Raw genomic sequence first — 15,012 nt, forward strand, 5'->3', positions numbered from 1 at the left:
TTTCAAACCTTTAATTTATCATCATCAGATTATAAAATGAAAAGAATCTTTACATTTTTTTTAATGTTTGGACCAACAATCCTTTGGGCTCAAGCACAACAACCTGTCAGATACATCGACAAATCCACCATGAATCTTTCCGTTAAACCCGGAGATGATTTCAATGAATACGCCAATGGAATGTGGTTAAAAAACAACCCCATCCCAGCCAAAGAAACTAGATGGGGTAGTTTTAATCAATTAAGAGATTTTAATAGTAATGCGATAAAAACGATACTTGAAAAATCACAAGAACATAAAAATCATTACCAAAAAGGTACTGTTGAAAAACGAGTAGCAGATTTTTATGCAGCAGCAATGGATTCTATTGCAATTGAAAAGTTAGGATATGAACCCATTAAATCTGATTTAGAAAAAATTAAAGCCATCACCTCAAAAAATGAAATTTATCAAAAAATTCCTTCATTTAAGGTTCAAGGATTAGGCTCTCCATTTTATGGATTTTATGTTGGACAAGATCGTAAAAACATTAACACCATGGCACCGCAATTGAGTCAAGGTGGAACATCTTTACCCGACAGAGACTATTATTTAAAATCAGATGCTAGAAGTTTAAAAATTCAGGAAGCTCTTAAAAATTATATAAAAACGTTATTTTCTCTAACAGGAAATACAAATGAGGAAGCTTTAAAAAATGCTGAAATTATATTTGGCATTGAAAAAAAATTAGCTCAAGCTCAAATGTCGCGATTGGAAATGCGTGATCCTTATAAAACCTATAATAAATTTGCTTGGGCCGATTTCCAAAAATCCACTCCAGGCTTAGATTGGAGCAATCAATTTGAAATTCTAGGTGTTTCAAAGCCCGATTCAATCCTAGTTACTGCACCAAAGTTTTTCACTGAATTATCAAAGGTAATTGATGAAACATCTTTGGAAGATTTAAAGGTCTATTTAAGTTGGAATATATTAAAAAATTCGGCCTCTTATTTAAGCAGTCCTTTTACCCAAGCATCATTCGCCTATTCCCAAGTATTAACGGGTCAAAAAATCCAAAGACCTCGATGGCAAAGAATGTCGGCATTAACTGATGATTTGATTGGTGAACTTTTAGGGCAACTTTATGTTAAAGAATATTTTAAACCAGAAGCAAAAGCACGTATGGTTGAATTAGTTGCAAATCTTCAAAAAGCGTTTGAAATTAGAATCAAAAACTTGGATTGGATGGGTGATGCAACTAAACAAAAAGCCTTAGATAAATTACATGCTTTTACACCTAAAATTGGATATCCCGACAAATGGAAAACATACGATGGCCTAGAAATATCTGATTTATCATTCTATCAAAACATAAAAAATGCCTCCCAATGGGCTTACAAGGAAAATATTTCTCAATTAGGAAAACCCGTTGACAGAACCAAATGGGGAATGACTCCTCCTACTGTAAATGCCTATTATTCTCCAGTAATGAATGAAATTGTATTCCCTGCAGGCATCCTGCAATTCCCATTTTTTGATGCAAATGCTGATGATGCCATCAATTATGGTGGAATTGGTGCAGCCATTGGTCATGAAATGTCGCATGGATTTGATGATTCGGGTTCTCAATACGATAAAGATGGAAGTTTACGCAATTGGTGGGGCAAAGAAGATTTGGAAAAATTCAAAGCAAAAACAGCTTTATTAGTTGCACAATTTGATGGATATGTGGTACTAGATAGCATTCATGTCAATGGCAAATTAACAGTTGGTGAAAATATTGGTGACCTCGGTGGATTAAATGTAGCCTATGAAGCTTTTAAAATGACAAAACAAGGTAAATCAAAGAAAAAAATAGATGGATTTACCCCAGACCAACGTTTCTTTTTATCCTATGCCAGGGTTTGGAGAAGTAACTCTAGACCAGAAACCACCGCACAATTAGTTCAAACTGACCCTCATTCACCTGACCAGTTTAGAGCCATAGGTGCGCCTGTAAACATGGATGCTTGGTACAAAGCCTTTAAGGTAAAACCGGGAGATAAACTCTACAAAAAACCTGAAGACCGAATTAAAATTTGGTAATCCCCATTTCAAAACCCCGAATTTTCGGGGTTTTTTATTGAATTTTATTGTATTTTTACAAGATTGAATTCTTTTAGCCTAAAAATATGTACAATTTTACATCCGTAAACGACGTTCAAGATTTATCAGCCATGGTAAACTTGGGACTGCAATTAAAGAAATCCCCAAACGCTTTTAGAGAATTGGGAAAATATAAAACTATTGGTTTATTGTTCTTTAATTCAAGTTTACGTACCCGACTATCCACCCAAAAAGCTGCTCAGCAACTAGGAATGGATGTAATGGTGATGAATGTGGGTGCAGATTCATGGCAATTAGAAATGACCGAAGGAGTCATCATGAATGGCGATAAAGCAGAACACGTGGCAGAGGCAGCAGCTGTTATCGGTCAATATTGTGATATCGTTGGTGTAAGATCTTTTCCTGGCCTAGTAGATAGAAATTATGATTATTCAGAACAGGTTTTAAATCAATTCATAAAATACACGGGCAAGCCCATTGTAAGTTTAGAATCGGCCACAAGACATCCTCTGCAATCTTTGACTGACCTTATTACCATTGAAGAGCATAAAAAAACAGCCCGTCCAAAGGTCGTATTAACTTGGGCTCCTCATGTGAAGGCTTTGCCGCAATGCGTACCCAATTCCTTTGCGGAATGGATGAACAGAGCTGATGTAGATTTTACCATCGCACATCCTGAAGGTTATGAATTAGCACCAGAATTTTCTGGAAATGCTCGAATTACGCATGACCCAAAAGCTGCTTTCATTGGGGCAGACTTTATCTATGCCAAAAACTGGTCTTCTTATAAAGATTATGGTAAAATCTTAAATTCTGACCCTGCATGGATGGTTACCAAAGAGAAAATGGATTTGACCAACAATGCAAAATTCATGCATTGCCTACCAGTTAGAAGAAATGTGGTTGTTGAAGATGCTGTTATCGATTCAGAAAATTCCATCGTTATTCAACAAGCCGGAAATAGAGTTTGGGCAGCACAAGCCGTTTTGAAAACCATTTTAGAATCGTTGTAAAATGGCAAAAACAAAACTTAAGGTCATTAAAATTGGAGGGAATATCATTGATAATCCCGAAAAATTAGCACAATTTTTAGACAATTTGGCTAACCTAAATTCGCCATTCGTGTTGATACATGGAGGTGGAAAAGTAGCAACAGAAATGTCAAAATCGATGGGAATCGAAAGCCAAATGATTCAAGGCCGTAGAGTGACAGATGAGGCAACCCTAAAAATTGTAACCATGGTTTATGCCGGCTGGATAAATAAAAACATTGTGGCCAAATTACAAGCGAATGGTGTAAATGCAATGGGACTTTGCGGTCCGGATGGACAAATTGTGTTGAGTAAAAAAAGAAATCCAGAACCAATAAATTATGGTTTCGTAGGAGATATTATTGAAGTGAATGGTGAGAAGTTAAAGGTGTTAATTGAAAATGGTTTTACCCCGATCATTGCCCCTATCACTTCAGATTCGGAAGGATTACTTTTAAATACTAATGCCGATACCATGGCACAGGCTATCGCTATTGGATTAAGTCCTTACTTTGATGTGGAGCTGGCCTATTGTTTTGAAAAACCTGGAGTATTAATGGACGCAAATGACGACAATTCTGTCATTTTAAACATTGATTCAACTTATTTTCAAGAACTTAAAGAAAAGGGGATTGTCAGTGATGGCATGATTCCGAAACTGGAAAATGCACTCAAAGCAATTGCAGAAGGTGTAGAAGTAGTTAAAATTATGCACGCCGATAATTTGTTGAACCCAAGTATCGGAACAGAAATTAGAAAATAAATGGTTAACAAAAATCTTCTTCACGACACACAGCAATTGTTAATTCAATTGATCGAATGCCCTTCTATGAGTCGGGAAGAAGATGGAACTGCCCAAATTATTTTAGATTTCTTTGCGCAAAAAAACATTCCAGCTCATCGCTTACAAAACAATATCTGGGCTAGCAACAAATATTTTGACAGCAATAAACCAACCATTTTACTTAACTCGCACCACGATACAGTAAAACCCAACAGTCTTTGGACAGAAAAACCGTATGTGGCGACCCTGAAGGATGAAAAATTAATTGGTTTAGGAGTAAATGATGCAGGTGCCAGTTTGGTTTGTTTGATCAACACCTTTGTGCACTTTTATGAGAAATCCGACCTTGCATTCAATTTACTCATTGCAGCAAGTGCAGAAGAAGAAATAAGTGGAAAAGACGGAATTGAACTTTTATTAAAAGATTCGGCATTCCCGAAACCAGATGCAGCCATTGTGGGCGAACCAACAGATTGCCAAATGGCAATTGCTGAAAAAGGCCTAATGGTGGTTGATGCAAAAGTGATTGGAAAAGCTGGGCACGCTGCAAGAAACGAAGGTATAAATGCTATTTATTTGGGAATGGAAGATATTTTAGCCATTCGCGACTACGCATTCGATAAGATTTCTCCGCTTTTAGGACCTGTAAAATGCACAGTAACCATAGCAAACGGAGGTAGTCAACACAATGTAGTACCTGAATTGTTTGAATACACAATTGATTGCAGGGTCAATGAATGTTACCAATTAGAAGAAATTTTAGAGATTCTTAATGGTATTACAAAAGCAGAATTAACTCCAAGGTCCATTCGATTAAGGTCGAGTAAAATGGAAGAAAATCATCCATTGGTGCAAGCTGGCAAGAAATTAGGGATAGAAACTTTCGGTTCTCCTACCCTTTCAGACCAGGCATTGATACCTGTCCCTTCCATAAAAATTGGTCCAGGACATTCCGGCAGATCACATACTGCTGATGAATTCATTTATTTAAAAGAATTGGAGAAAGGCCTAGAAACCTATATTCAATTACTAACAGAAGCAAGTATTCAATTTCAAAACATATAAGTCGTGGCAAAACTTTGGCAAAAAGAAAATCAAAAAACAGACGCAAAAATTGAGCAATTCACCATTGGCAATGACCCATTGTATGACCTCAAATTAGCAAAATATGATGTTTTAGGCTCTTTAGCCCACATTACTATGTTGGAAAAAGTTGGAATTTTGAAATCAGAGGAGTTAAATCCTTTGCTCAAAGAATTAAAAAATATTTCCAAGGAAATTGCTCAAGGAAACTTTGAAATTGAGAATGGGATTGAGGATGTTCATTCTCAAATCGAGTTTTTATTGACCCAAAGATTAGGTGATTTAGGCAAAAAAATCCACGCAGGTCGTTCGAGAAACGACCAAGTTTTGGTTGACCTAAAATTATTTATGCGGGAAGAAATCAAACAAATAGTTGGACAAATTGAGCAGCTATTTGATTTATTGATTTCCAAAAGTAATGCGCATCAAAAAGATTTATTACCGGGCTATACACACCTACAAGTAGCCATGCCCTCGTCATTCGGACTTTGGTTTGGAGCCTATGCCGAAAGTTTAGTTGAAGACATCGAATTGTTCGAGGCTGCCTATCGTTTATCGAATAAAAACCCATTGGGTTCTGGTGCAGGATATGGCACTAATTTCCCTTTGGACAGACAATTAACAACCGATTTATTAGGTTTTGAAGCGCCTCACGTAAATGTGGTCAATGCACAATTATCAAGAGGTAAAACCGAATTATTTGTGGTTACGGCTATTGCACAATTAGCAAATACACTTGGGAGATTAGCTATGGATGTCTGCTTGTACAATTCCCAAAATTTTGGATTTATTGAATTGCCTTCCGAATTAACAACAGGAAGTTCGATTATGCCTCACAAAAAGAATCCAGATGTAGCAGAATTATTAAGAGGAAAATCCAACAAAATGAAGGCGCTTCCCTCTCAATTGGTTTTATTAAGTTCTAATTTACCTTCAGGCTATCATAGAGAGTTTCAATTGACGAAAGAAGTCTTAATGCCTGCCATTGAGGAAATCAAGGATTGTTTGGAAATCACTCATTATATGATTTCAAATATCAAGATTAAACCAGATTTATTGGCTGATGCCAAATACGATGTAATTTTCTCTGTGGAAGAAGTAAATAAATTAGTATTGAGCGGAGTTCCTTTCAGAGAGGCTTACCAAATTGTGGGAAATCAAATTGAAAAAGGCGAATATAGCTACAAATCAAGAGTGCTACATCACACGCATCTAGGTTCAATCGGAAACCTAGGAAACGAGCAAATTCAACAATTAAAGAATATTGCTTGGGCTAGATTCCAATTTGAAAAAGCGGAAAAAGCTGAAAATGCATTATTGAGTTAAGTTAAATTATTCCTAAAAAATTATTATCGACATTTTATTGTACGTGCAAAATATTTATATTTGCACGTACAATAAAAAAACTGATGGACACTAAATTAACTTTAAAACTCGATGAAGGGGTTATTGAAAGGGCTAAAAAATATGCCTCTGAAAAACAAATCAGCCTATCTAAACTCATTGAAAACTACCTAAACACTATAACTTTCGAAGATAAACTGAATGATTTTGAAATTTCTCCATTTGTTAAAAGTATTTCAAATGGGAAAAGTATTTCTGACAATAGAGATTGGAAAGAAATGAGAAAAGATTATTTAGATTATTTAGAAAAAAAACATAAATAAAATGCAAAAGATATTTCTGGACACAAATGTTGTCATTGACTTTTTAGGTGAAAGAGATAACTTTTACGAAATAAGTGCCAAAATTCTAACCTTAGCAGACAAAAAGAAAATCAAAATCTACACCTCTCCTACTTCAATTGCAAATACTTATTATATTTTATCGAGACATGAAAATCAAAATTCAGTTTTAGAAAAAATCAGAAAGTTTAAATTACTTTGTAATATTTCAATTATGAATGATGAGGTAATTGAAAAAGCAATAAACTCCGATTTCAAAGATTTTGAGGATTCTTTACAATATTTTAGCGCACTTGAAACTAGGTGCGAAATAATTATAACTCGCAATGAAAAAGATTTTAAAAATGCATTAATTCCTGTCCTTAATCCAGAAACTTATTTAAATGCCTTTTTGAAGAGTTCAAATTAAATACTCGATTGCATTTTAGCTAAATACTTTCCAACAATATCAAATTCCAAATTTACTCGGTCCCCAATTTTAAATTGGTGAAAGACCGTGTGCTCATAAGTATATGGTATAATGGCAACCGAAAAAGTGTTTATACCTGAATCCACAACAGTCAAGCTGGTCCCATTTACACAAATTGAACCTTTTTCAACAGTAATAAATCCAGGTTTTTGCGGATGTTCGAAATGAAATTTCCAGGAGCCATCAAAAACTTCGATTTTAGTCACAATTCCAGTTGTATCTACATGGCCTTGGACTATATGTCCATCAAATCTGCCATTGGCTGCCAAACATCTCTCTAGGTTTACTTTATTCCCAATTTGTAAATCATTTAAATTGGTTTTTTGTAATGTTTCATCTATTGCTGTTACTCGATATTTATCGGCTTCTATTTCAACCACTGTCAGACAAACTCCATTGTGTGCCAGTGATTGATCTATTTTCAATTCATTTGTAAACGGGGAAGAAAACCAAAAATCAACATTCGTTCCTGATTTTTTTTTCTCAAGTAATTGACCCATGGCCTCCACAATTCCTGTAAACATATATTATTTTATATTTTTGTACAAAATTAAGAGAAAGCAATGAAAAGTAAGTCTTGGTTATTCATTTTGATTCCCATTTTAGTAATAATAATTTATGTGAGCCTCCCAAGCAATGAAAAAACGAAGGCTTCGTCGATTGCAATTGATTCAAGCAAATGGGTGCAATGGAAAAACGACAAAAATGAAACCTTAAAAACAGGAGAAGAAAGTCCAATTGAAGACAAGAAAAACTTTACAGGACTTACTTATTATCCCTACAATCCTTTTTTGGCTTTGGAAATGCAAATGTTAAAATCAGAGAAATCGAAATTGATCAAAATCAAAATGAATGATGGAACTGAGGAGGATTTGATTTTATTTGGTCAACTTAAAGGGAAATTTGAAAATTCGGAAATCAGCTTAACGGTTTTTCAACACGAAAACGGTGATTTATTCATTCCGTTTAAAGACAAAACCGCCCCCACAGAAACCTATGGAGGCGGTCGATATTTGGATATCCCCATATCCAGTTTACATGATTCAGGTATTTTAATTGACTTTAATTTTGCCTACAATCCATTTTGCGCTTACAACCCAAATTATGCTTGTCCGGTACCACCCAAAGAAAACCAATTACAAGTTCGCATAGATGCAGGCGAAAAGTTTATTCCGCATGAATAACCTTTGCGGCCCCAGATAAATCCCTACTAATTACTGGATTACCTTTGAACGCAACTTTTGAGGCACCTGAAGCATCAACGCGCAAAGTGTTTTTAACCGACACTTCTGCCTTACATGCCCCACTTAAATCGATATCAGCATCTCTTGCAACCAAAGGGAATGCCTGAACAGAACTTGCCCCGCTGGCATTGATATTCAACTTAAGTGTTTTACCAGAAGCCATCACTTTAGAAGCTCCTGATAATTCTATAGAAAGTTTTGACACATCAATGTCTTCAATAATTCCTTTGGATGCCCCAGAAAAATACAATTTGATATCTTCTTCGTTTGTAAATCCAGATAAAGTTACTTTTGCTGCACCTGTAAATTCTGCTTCCTTTAAATCTGGTAAACCAATATGTAAAACTACCTTGTGACTATTAGTTTTAAAACTCCAAGACCGACCTGTATTTTTAAAATATACTTCTAAAACACCCTTATCGATATCAAATTGTAAATTATCAATATCTTCCGACTCCCCTTCTGCCGTAACTGTATGAGTAGCAGATTTTTTTATATGAACTTCAAATGCAGATCCAATTTCAACACCTCTGAAACCTGTTAATTTAAATTGTCGAACTTCATTGGCGCGAAGCGGATAGCTTATAAATGAAATAATTAAACTAATAAATAGTGCAATTGCTGTGTATATCGTTTTCATATCATTGATTTTTTGATAAGATGTAATTTTCTATTGAATGGTTGCATCAGACTTATCTTTTTCCTCAAATCTTTTTTCAAAGTCCTCCCAATCATCCTGATTTCCCATATCATTTTCAGTTTGAGGCACTGCAATTCGATTGATACATCTTAAACCAATATTGGGATCCATAATCCATTTAGCAGTTTTGAAGGTAGATTCATCCTCTTCAAAATATTCCGAAGGAATCATGTTTTCGATAAAGTAGCCAAGCTCCTTGGACATAGAAAATACTTTCCCATAAGGAATCAAGACTTTCACTTTCAACCTTTGGTTTCTGAATTTATAGTTTTTCAATCCAAAATGAGAATCAAATGTCATGCCACGAAGATTATTAACAATTTGATAGGTTACAGATTGGGCATTTTGTTCTGCCTCAATTCGAGTCTTTCCATTGGATTTAAAAAATTGAATTATTTGTAAACTATCTCCATTATATCCTTCAAAAGTTATATTTGCTCGATTAAATCCACCCCGATTAAAATCATGCCTCTCATCTTCGTCTAAAAATTCATTGGCCAAGGCATGATCACCCAATAACTTTTCTACCATAGAAGATTGGGATTCGTGATGAATATCAAACATAAATGAACTATCTGTCATTGCATACAATTGGGTTTTATTTGTAGAGGCTGTCCTTGAAAAATTATTTCCCAAACTTGCACCAACATAAAACAAACCAATCCAACCAATAACAGCCATTATTGTTGAAACGTACGAAAATGTTTTATTATAAAATCTTTTATTCGCTAATAAAGATGCGCCTCCAATTCCTGTGGCAACTATAATTGGAAGAAAGGCAAAGACAAATGCCCAGATAGACCATTTTGGTAAATCTTGAAACAATAAGAAAGGAATAAGTTCACCCCCCAATTGAATTGCATTGAAATAATTAGTTCCTGACAAACTTGCTGAAAAGGCAAAAAACAATACAATCATTAACGCAAGTGCAATGATCATTAAAAGGGCTCCTGCAAAATATTGCACAATCCAACGAATCACGTTAAAAAAGCCCTTAAATGCAGGTAAAATTGCGGCAAACACTCGAAAAGGAATTAAAAGAATTTTACCGAAAAAACTTTCCGTTTTATTATCAGAATCGATCGATTTATTGATATTATGCTCAATGTTTTCCAAAGTAATTGGCTCACCTTCCATAGACATTTTATCGGTTAAGGTTTTTGCCTCAGGTGTGATGATAAGAATAATTAAATAGGCTAAAAATCCTGTACCAAAAACTAAAATAGAAATAACAGCTAAGACACGTAATAAACCTAAATCCCAGCCAGTAAATTTTGCTATACCCGAAATCACGCCGCCAATCACCTTATTGTCTGGGTCACGAAAAAATCGCTTATATCCCATATTGGAATCATTGGGATATTCACCTGGGATGGCGATCCAACAAATGATATATCCCCAAAAAATCACGTTGCCAATGTGCAGCAATGGAATTAATCCGAAGAATCCAATAACCAGCAATAATCGTACCCAAAGCGGATCAACCTCTAAATAATTCGCCAAGCCTGAGGCTACTCCACCTAATTTTTTACGAGACAAATCGCGTCTAAATACCTTCTTTCCTTGCTCACTCTGCTTACTTGGCCCACTCTGCTTACTTTGCTCACTCTGCTCACTTTGCTCATACTCCTTAAAATCCGCCACTGTTCCAAGTGATTTGATCAATTCCTCAACATGTATCTGATTGATCGCTTCCGTTTTTTGCGTTTCTCTAATTTCGAAAAAGCGTTCTGCAATTCTCGATTCAATATCTTCGATGATTTCCTTTGAACCTTCATAATTAGCGAAATATTGGCGAATAGATTTGATGTAATTTTCTAAAAGTTCGTAAGCATCTTCTTCGATGTGAAAAACAAATCCGGACAAATTGATAGTTAATGTCTTTTTCATGATTATGCTATGTTTGAAGGTTGAATGATTTGTTGAACTGAATTGGCTAAATCAGTCCAAGTTTCGTGTAATTCGTTTAAAAATGTATGGCCTTTTTCTGTCAAAAGATAATATTTTCTGGGTGGCCCCGCATTCGACTCTACCCACTTATATTCCAAAAATCCAGCGTTTTTCAAACGCGTCAGTAAAGGGTACAATGTCCCTTCTACCACCATAATTTTTGCAGAGGTTAATTCCTCTAACATGTTGGAGGCATATACCTCTCCTCTAGATATGATTTGGAGAATACAATATTCCAATATCCCCTTTCTCATTTGAACTTTGGCGTTTTCTATATCCATCGTTTTTGTTTTTGTTTCACAAATATATAAACAAGTACTATGTATTACAAAGTACTTTACAAAATATTTTTGCTTTTATGGAGAAAAGGTCGGTTTTTTGTAAGAATAATCGAAAAATTTGTTCAAAGGAAAGTTCTATATCACCTTGCCATTGGCCTTTTACAACCGAGATACTTGGTTGAAAGTAGCCTTTATTTTGGTGTCGATATTAATGGCTTCCTTTTCTTGGTACTTTACAGATAGACTAGTTTCAAAACTTGAGGAGCGAGAAAAACAACAAATTGAATTGTATGCAGAAACTATCAGATATGTAATGACATCTGACGAAAATGCCGACATCAATTTCTTTTTTGAGCGAATCAAAAAAATCAATGAAAACAATACTATTCCAGTTATTTGGAAAGATGGTAGTGGGCATTTGAATTCGAATAATATTGAAATACCTAATTTTAACAACACAGAAGATCGGCAAAAATTTCTAAAGGGAAAACTAGACGAAATCATTTTAGAAAACAATAAACCCATCGAAATGGATATGGGTTTTCAGAAAGAATACATTTATTATGGCAATTCAAATCTCCTAAAACTATTACGTTATTACCCACTTTCCCAATTAGTAGTGGTATTAATTTTGGGATTCTTGGGATACATTTTCTTCTCCTATTCTAGAAGAGCAGAACAAAACAGGGTTTGGGTTGGATTGGCCAAGGAAACTGCTCATCAATTAGGTACGCCTTTATCTTCATTAACTGCATGGATTGAAATATTAAAGGAAAACCCAAATGTGAATCCAGAAATTGTTGAAGAATTAGCCAAAGATGTTCAACGATTAGATACCATCACCACTCGTTTTTCCAATATCGGTTCTACTCCTATTTTGAAAAAAGAACCTTTGGAAGATTTAATTCATGGATTTATCAATTATTTAAAAATTAGAATTTCAAGCAAAGTTACCATTGATATTCAATCTCATTTACCTCCAAATCAACAAGTAAATGTAAATAAATATTTATTTGAATGGGTAATTGAAAATATTTGTAAAAATGCTGTTGATGCGATGTCGGGTGCAGGATTAATTTCCATTCGATTAAAAGAAGGAAAAAACAATACCATTACTATTGATATTGAAGATACTGGAAAAGGGATTTTACCTAAAAACACTTCCAAGGTTTTTGCACCTGGATTTAGCACCAAAAAACGTGGTTGGGGGCTTGGACTTACATTGGCCAAACGAATTGTAGAAAATTACCACCTAGGGAAATTGCAATTAAAATGGACAGAGGTTAATAAAGGAAGTACTTTTAGAATCACATTACCCAATCCAACTGAAGAAGTATGAATTCACCCAATATAGTTTTTGGCACAGCATTAGCCATCATTTTTATGGGGTATTTATTGAAATCCACTGGATTTATTAAAGAACATGAAGCTAAACATGTTTCTAAATTTCTAATGCATACCACATTTCCAGCTTTAGTAATTAGCACCATGACAAAGGTAGAAATGTCAGGCGAATTATTTTGGCTTCCCACTATTGCAATACTATTTGGAATCACTTGCTCATTTTTAGGCTTTAATTTATTCAAAAACGACACTTCAGGAAACCGAACCATTTTAACTATGGGTTGTTCTGGCTTTAATTTAGGACTTTTTGCATTTCCTTTAATTGAGGGAATTTGGGGTTGGAAAGGTTTGGCCTATGCAGCCATGTTTGATATTGGGAATTCAATTATCAATTTCATGGTAACCTATGGCGTTGGAGCATTTTTAGCTGGAGGTGGAAAAGCAAATATTTCTTTTTGGGAGGTTTGCAAAAAAATTCTTTCCCTTCCTCCCTTCCAAGCCATGTTAATCGGATTAAGTATTAATTTATTTAAAATCCCAATTCCACAAGTTGGCATGGAAATTGTAGAAATAATTGCGAAAGGAAATAAGCCATTGGTTTTACTTTTAATGGGGATATACTTCAGTATTAGACTACCCAAACGTTCCCTTTGGGATGTTTTCAAGGTGTTAAGCCTTCGTTACACCTTAGGTTTTATCGTAGGATTTGCCATATATTTTCTTAGTCCCTTTGACCAGCATTTCCGAAACATGCTTTTAATATGTATAATTTTACCCGCTGGTATGACTTTAATTACCTATTCAGAACAATTAAATCTAAATTCGAATATTGCGGCGGCCCTTGTAAACTTTTCTATGTTGATTAGTTTTGCGCTCATGTGGATTTTGGTGTATGCCTTTCAAATGGCTCCTATGTAAAATCGGCATAATTTGGTAATTTTATAGCTTCAAAGATAAAATCCCACCTAAATGGTAGTACCATACAAAAACAACGAAGAGGGTAAAAAAGAACAAGTTGCCCAAATGTTTAATTCTATTTCTCCCAAATACGACTTTTTAAATCATTTATTAAGTGGAGGAATTGATATCATATGGAGAAAAAAGGCAATTAATTTAATCAAAAACAAAGGGATCAAGTCCTTATTGGATATTGCAACCGGAACTGGAGATTTTGCTCTGGAGGCATTAAAAATTAATCCGGAAAAAATCACTGGAGTAGATATTTCTGAAGGAATGTTGGAGGTTGGAAAAAAGAAAATTCAGGATTTAGGGTTAAGTCATAAAATAGAATTAAAACTAGGTGATTCAGAAAAATTAGACTTTGAAGACAATAGTTTCGATGCAATCTCCGTTAGTTTTGGAGTAAGAAATTATGAAAATCTTGAAAAAGGACTTTCGGATATGTATAGAGTATTAAAACCTGGTGGTTATTGTTTGATTCTTGAATTTTCGAATCCAAGAAGCTTTCCAATGAAGCAATTGTACAGTTTCTACTCTAAAGCTATTTTACCACTTTTAGGAAGAATAATCTCCAAAGATCCTGCGGCCTATACCTACTTGCCAGAATCTGTAAAAGCATTTCCTGATGGTGAAAATTTCTTACAAATCCTTTCAAAAGTTGGTTATAAAGAAAACCAATGGAAACCAATGACCGGAGGTATTTGCTCCATCTATTTGGCAAGAAAATAAATGAAAAAAATAGGCTACAGTCTGGTTTTTCTCTTAGTTTGTGCAAACATTTCCTTTGCACAAAGTAAAAAGTATGTTCAGGTATTTCATGAATATTATGATGACAAACCCATTCATTTTGGTTTTCAATTTGGATTTGTGCAAGCCCGATATTTTGTTTCAGAACCAATTACCCCTCATATAATCTCCCCTAGTAATTTTGGATTTTTTGTAGGGGGAAATGTGAATTACGCCTTTAATAAATATTTTGAGGCTAAGTCTGGGATAAATGTTGCTTTGTACGAAAGAAGAATTATATACGGAAATGCATACGAAAACGAAAAATATAGAGAATCTACTTGGATTGAATTTCCCTTTTTAATGAAATTCAGGTCAGTAAGAAGAAAAAACCATCGAGCATTTATAAATGCAGGCTTTAAAGTAGGCTTAGAATCGAATAAAAAGGATAACACCACAGGTGTAAATGAATTTGATGGAGTAAATCAAACAGATTTTACTATCGAATATGGATTTGGCCTAGAAATATTTAATCGGTTTTTCAAATTATCTCCTGAAATAAGATTTTCAAACGGATTAGTAAATCTTTACGACAAGGAAAATAACCTTTTTGGCAATAATTTAAATCTAAAATCAAATACGATTTCTCTAATTCTGAATTTCGAATAAA

16 protein-coding genes are annotated in these 15,012 nt (G+C 34.6%); 12 read left to right on the forward strand and 4 right to left on the reverse strand.

Annotated elements, in window-relative coordinates:
- Nucleotides 1–36: 36 nt before the first annotated feature.
- The 7 genes from EOJ36_RS10445 (at nucleotide 37) to EOJ36_RS10475 (ending at nucleotide 7,077) form a co-directional block, all read left to right on the forward strand.
- Complete coding sequence (locus tag EOJ36_RS10445; RefSeq protein ID WP_238944475.1) at nucleotides 37–2,064, forward strand: M13 family metallopeptidase; 2,028 nt, start codon at nucleotides 37–39, stop codon at nucleotides 2,062–2,064.
- An 86-nt stretch (nucleotides 2,065–2,150) separates the two neighbouring features.
- Complete coding sequence (locus EOJ36_RS10450) at nucleotides 2,151–3,098, forward strand: N-acetylornithine carbamoyltransferase (RefSeq protein WP_127805109.1); 948 nt, start codon at nucleotides 2,151–2,153, stop codon at nucleotides 3,096–3,098.
- Nucleotide 3,099: 1 nt separating this feature from the next.
- A complete protein-coding gene (gene argB / locus EOJ36_RS10455; RefSeq protein ID WP_127805111.1) occupies nucleotides 3,100–3,879 on the forward strand; it encodes an acetylglutamate kinase in 780 nt (259 codons plus the stop codon).
- On the forward strand, nucleotides 3,880–4,965 hold the full coding sequence (locus EOJ36_RS10460) for a M20 family metallo-hydrolase (protein WP_127805113.1): 1,086 nt from the start codon (nucleotides 3,880–3,882) through the stop codon (nucleotides 4,963–4,965).
- 3 nt (nucleotides 4,966–4,968) lie between these two features.
- A complete protein-coding gene (gene argH / locus EOJ36_RS10465) occupies nucleotides 4,969–6,309 on the forward strand; it encodes an argininosuccinate lyase (protein WP_127805115.1) in 1,341 nt (446 codons plus the stop codon).
- An 83-nt stretch (nucleotides 6,310–6,392) separates the two neighbouring features.
- Entirely contained in the window at nucleotides 6,393–6,650 is a 258-nt protein-coding gene (locus EOJ36_RS10470) for a DUF6364 family protein (protein WP_127805117.1), read from the forward strand.
- Between the two features lies 1 nt (nucleotide 6,651).
- On the forward strand, nucleotides 6,652–7,077 hold the full coding sequence (locus EOJ36_RS10475; protein ID WP_127805119.1) for a type II toxin-antitoxin system VapC family toxin: 426 nt from the start codon (nucleotides 6,652–6,654) through the stop codon (nucleotides 7,075–7,077).
- Here EOJ36_RS10475 and EOJ36_RS10480 read toward each other — a convergent pair.
- Nucleotides 7,074–7,661, reverse strand: coding sequence for a riboflavin synthase (locus EOJ36_RS10480; RefSeq protein WP_127805121.1), 588 nt, complete (start codon nucleotides 7,659–7,661; stop codon nucleotides 7,074–7,076). The genes EOJ36_RS10475 and EOJ36_RS10480 overlap by 4 nt on opposite strands.
- Before the next feature lie 39 nt (nucleotides 7,662–7,700).
- Here EOJ36_RS10480 and EOJ36_RS10485 point away from each other — a divergent pair, with 39 nt between their 5' ends.
- Nucleotides 7,701–8,321, forward strand: coding sequence for a DUF1684 domain-containing protein (locus EOJ36_RS10485; RefSeq protein WP_127805123.1), 621 nt, complete (start codon nucleotides 7,701–7,703; stop codon nucleotides 8,319–8,321).
- On the opposite strand, the gene EOJ36_RS10490 is transcribed toward EOJ36_RS10485, so the two are convergent.
- Genes EOJ36_RS10490 through EOJ36_RS10500 form a run of 3 tightly spaced genes read right to left on the reverse strand, consistent with a single transcriptional unit; the run spans nucleotide 8,305 to nucleotide 11,312 of the window.
- Nucleotides 8,305–9,021 (reverse strand): head GIN domain-containing protein, encoded by a 717-nt coding sequence (locus EOJ36_RS10490; RefSeq protein ID WP_127805125.1) that lies wholly within the window; start codon nucleotides 9,019–9,021, stop codon nucleotides 8,305–8,307. The two genes, EOJ36_RS10485 and EOJ36_RS10490, sit on opposite strands and share 17 nt — an antisense overlap.
- 30 nt (nucleotides 9,022–9,051) lie before the next feature.
- Complete coding sequence (locus EOJ36_RS10495) at nucleotides 9,052–10,971, reverse strand: PspC domain-containing protein (RefSeq protein WP_127805127.1); 1,920 nt, start codon at nucleotides 10,969–10,971, stop codon at nucleotides 9,052–9,054.
- Nucleotides 10,972–10,973: 2 nt separating this feature from the next.
- Nucleotides 10,974–11,312: a PadR family transcriptional regulator gene (locus EOJ36_RS10500; protein WP_127805129.1), complete on the reverse strand. Its 339-nt coding sequence runs from the start codon at nucleotides 11,310–11,312 to the stop codon at nucleotides 10,974–10,976.
- Between the two features lie 118 nt (nucleotides 11,313–11,430).
- Between EOJ36_RS10500 and EOJ36_RS10505 the strand changes: the two genes are divergently transcribed.
- From EOJ36_RS10505 to porT, 4 genes are read left to right on the forward strand one after another with little or no spacing between them, the layout of a single operon-like run.
- Complete coding sequence (locus EOJ36_RS10505) at nucleotides 11,431–12,651, forward strand: sensor histidine kinase (protein ID WP_238944476.1); 1,221 nt, start codon at nucleotides 11,431–11,433, stop codon at nucleotides 12,649–12,651.
- Nucleotides 12,648–13,574 (forward strand): AEC family transporter, encoded by a 927-nt coding sequence (locus tag EOJ36_RS10510; RefSeq protein WP_127805131.1) that lies wholly within the window; start codon nucleotides 12,648–12,650, stop codon nucleotides 13,572–13,574. Before EOJ36_RS10505 ends, EOJ36_RS10510 begins: the two co-directional genes overlap by 4 nt.
- Before the next feature lie 51 nt (nucleotides 13,575–13,625).
- Nucleotides 13,626–14,345 carry a bifunctional demethylmenaquinone methyltransferase/2-methoxy-6-polyprenyl-1,4-benzoquinol methylase UbiE gene (gene ubiE, locus EOJ36_RS10515; RefSeq protein WP_127805133.1) on the forward strand — a complete coding sequence of 240 codons (720 nt, stop codon included), beginning with the start codon at nucleotides 13,626–13,628 and terminating at the stop codon, nucleotides 14,343–14,345.
- Complete coding sequence (gene porT / locus EOJ36_RS10520; RefSeq protein ID WP_127805135.1) at nucleotides 14,346–15,011, forward strand: type IX secretion/gliding motility protein PorT/SprT; 666 nt, start codon at nucleotides 14,346–14,348, stop codon at nucleotides 15,009–15,011.
- Nucleotide 15,012 lies beyond the last annotated feature (1 nt).

The sequence above is a fragment of the Sandaracinomonas limnophila genome (assembly GCF_004005965.1).
In the GTDB taxonomy this organism is placed as follows: domain Bacteria; phylum Bacteroidota; class Bacteroidia; order Cytophagales; family Spirosomataceae; genus Sandaracinomonas; species Sandaracinomonas limnophila.

Excerpts from the sequence above, each read along its gene's own strand:
- EOJ36_RS10480 (WP_127805121.1), bottom strand. The coding sequence starts at position 7,661 with ATGTTTACAGGAATTGTGGAGGCCATGGGTCAATTACTTGAGAAAAAA.
- ubiE (WP_127805133.1), top strand. The coding sequence starts at position 13,626 with ATGGTAGTACCATACAAAAACAACGAAGAGGGTAAAAAAGAACAAGTT.
- EOJ36_RS10495 (WP_127805127.1), bottom strand. The coding sequence starts at position 10,971 with ATGAAAAAGACATTAACTATCAATTTGTCCGGATTTGTTTTTCACATC.
- porT (WP_127805135.1), top strand. The coding sequence starts at position 14,346 with ATGAAAAAAATAGGCTACAGTCTGGTTTTTCTCTTAGTTTGTGCAAAC.
- EOJ36_RS10490 (WP_127805125.1), bottom strand. The coding sequence starts at position 9,021 with ATGAAAACGATATACACAGCAATTGCACTATTTATTAGTTTAATTATT.
- argB (WP_127805111.1), top strand. The coding sequence starts at position 3,100 with ATGGCAAAAACAAAACTTAAGGTCATTAAAATTGGAGGGAATATCATT.
- EOJ36_RS10460 (WP_127805113.1), top strand. The coding sequence starts at position 3,880 with ATGGTTAACAAAAATCTTCTTCACGACACACAGCAATTGTTAATTCAA.
- EOJ36_RS10475 (WP_127805119.1), top strand. The coding sequence starts at position 6,652 with ATGCAAAAGATATTTCTGGACACAAATGTTGTCATTGACTTTTTAGGT.
- EOJ36_RS10485 (WP_127805123.1), top strand. The coding sequence starts at position 7,701 with ATGAAAAGTAAGTCTTGGTTATTCATTTTGATTCCCATTTTAGTAATA.
- EOJ36_RS10450 (WP_127805109.1), top strand. The coding sequence starts at position 2,151 with ATGTACAATTTTACATCCGTAAACGACGTTCAAGATTTATCAGCCATG.
- EOJ36_RS10500 (WP_127805129.1), bottom strand. The coding sequence starts at position 11,312 with ATGGATATAGAAAACGCCAAAGTTCAAATGAGAAAGGGGATATTGGAA.
- EOJ36_RS10445 (WP_238944475.1), top strand. The coding sequence starts at position 37 with ATGAAAAGAATCTTTACATTTTTTTTAATGTTTGGACCAACAATCCTT.
- EOJ36_RS10470 (WP_127805117.1), top strand. The coding sequence starts at position 6,393 with ATGGACACTAAATTAACTTTAAAACTCGATGAAGGGGTTATTGAAAGG.
- EOJ36_RS10510 (WP_127805131.1), top strand. The coding sequence starts at position 12,648 with ATGAATTCACCCAATATAGTTTTTGGCACAGCATTAGCCATCATTTTT.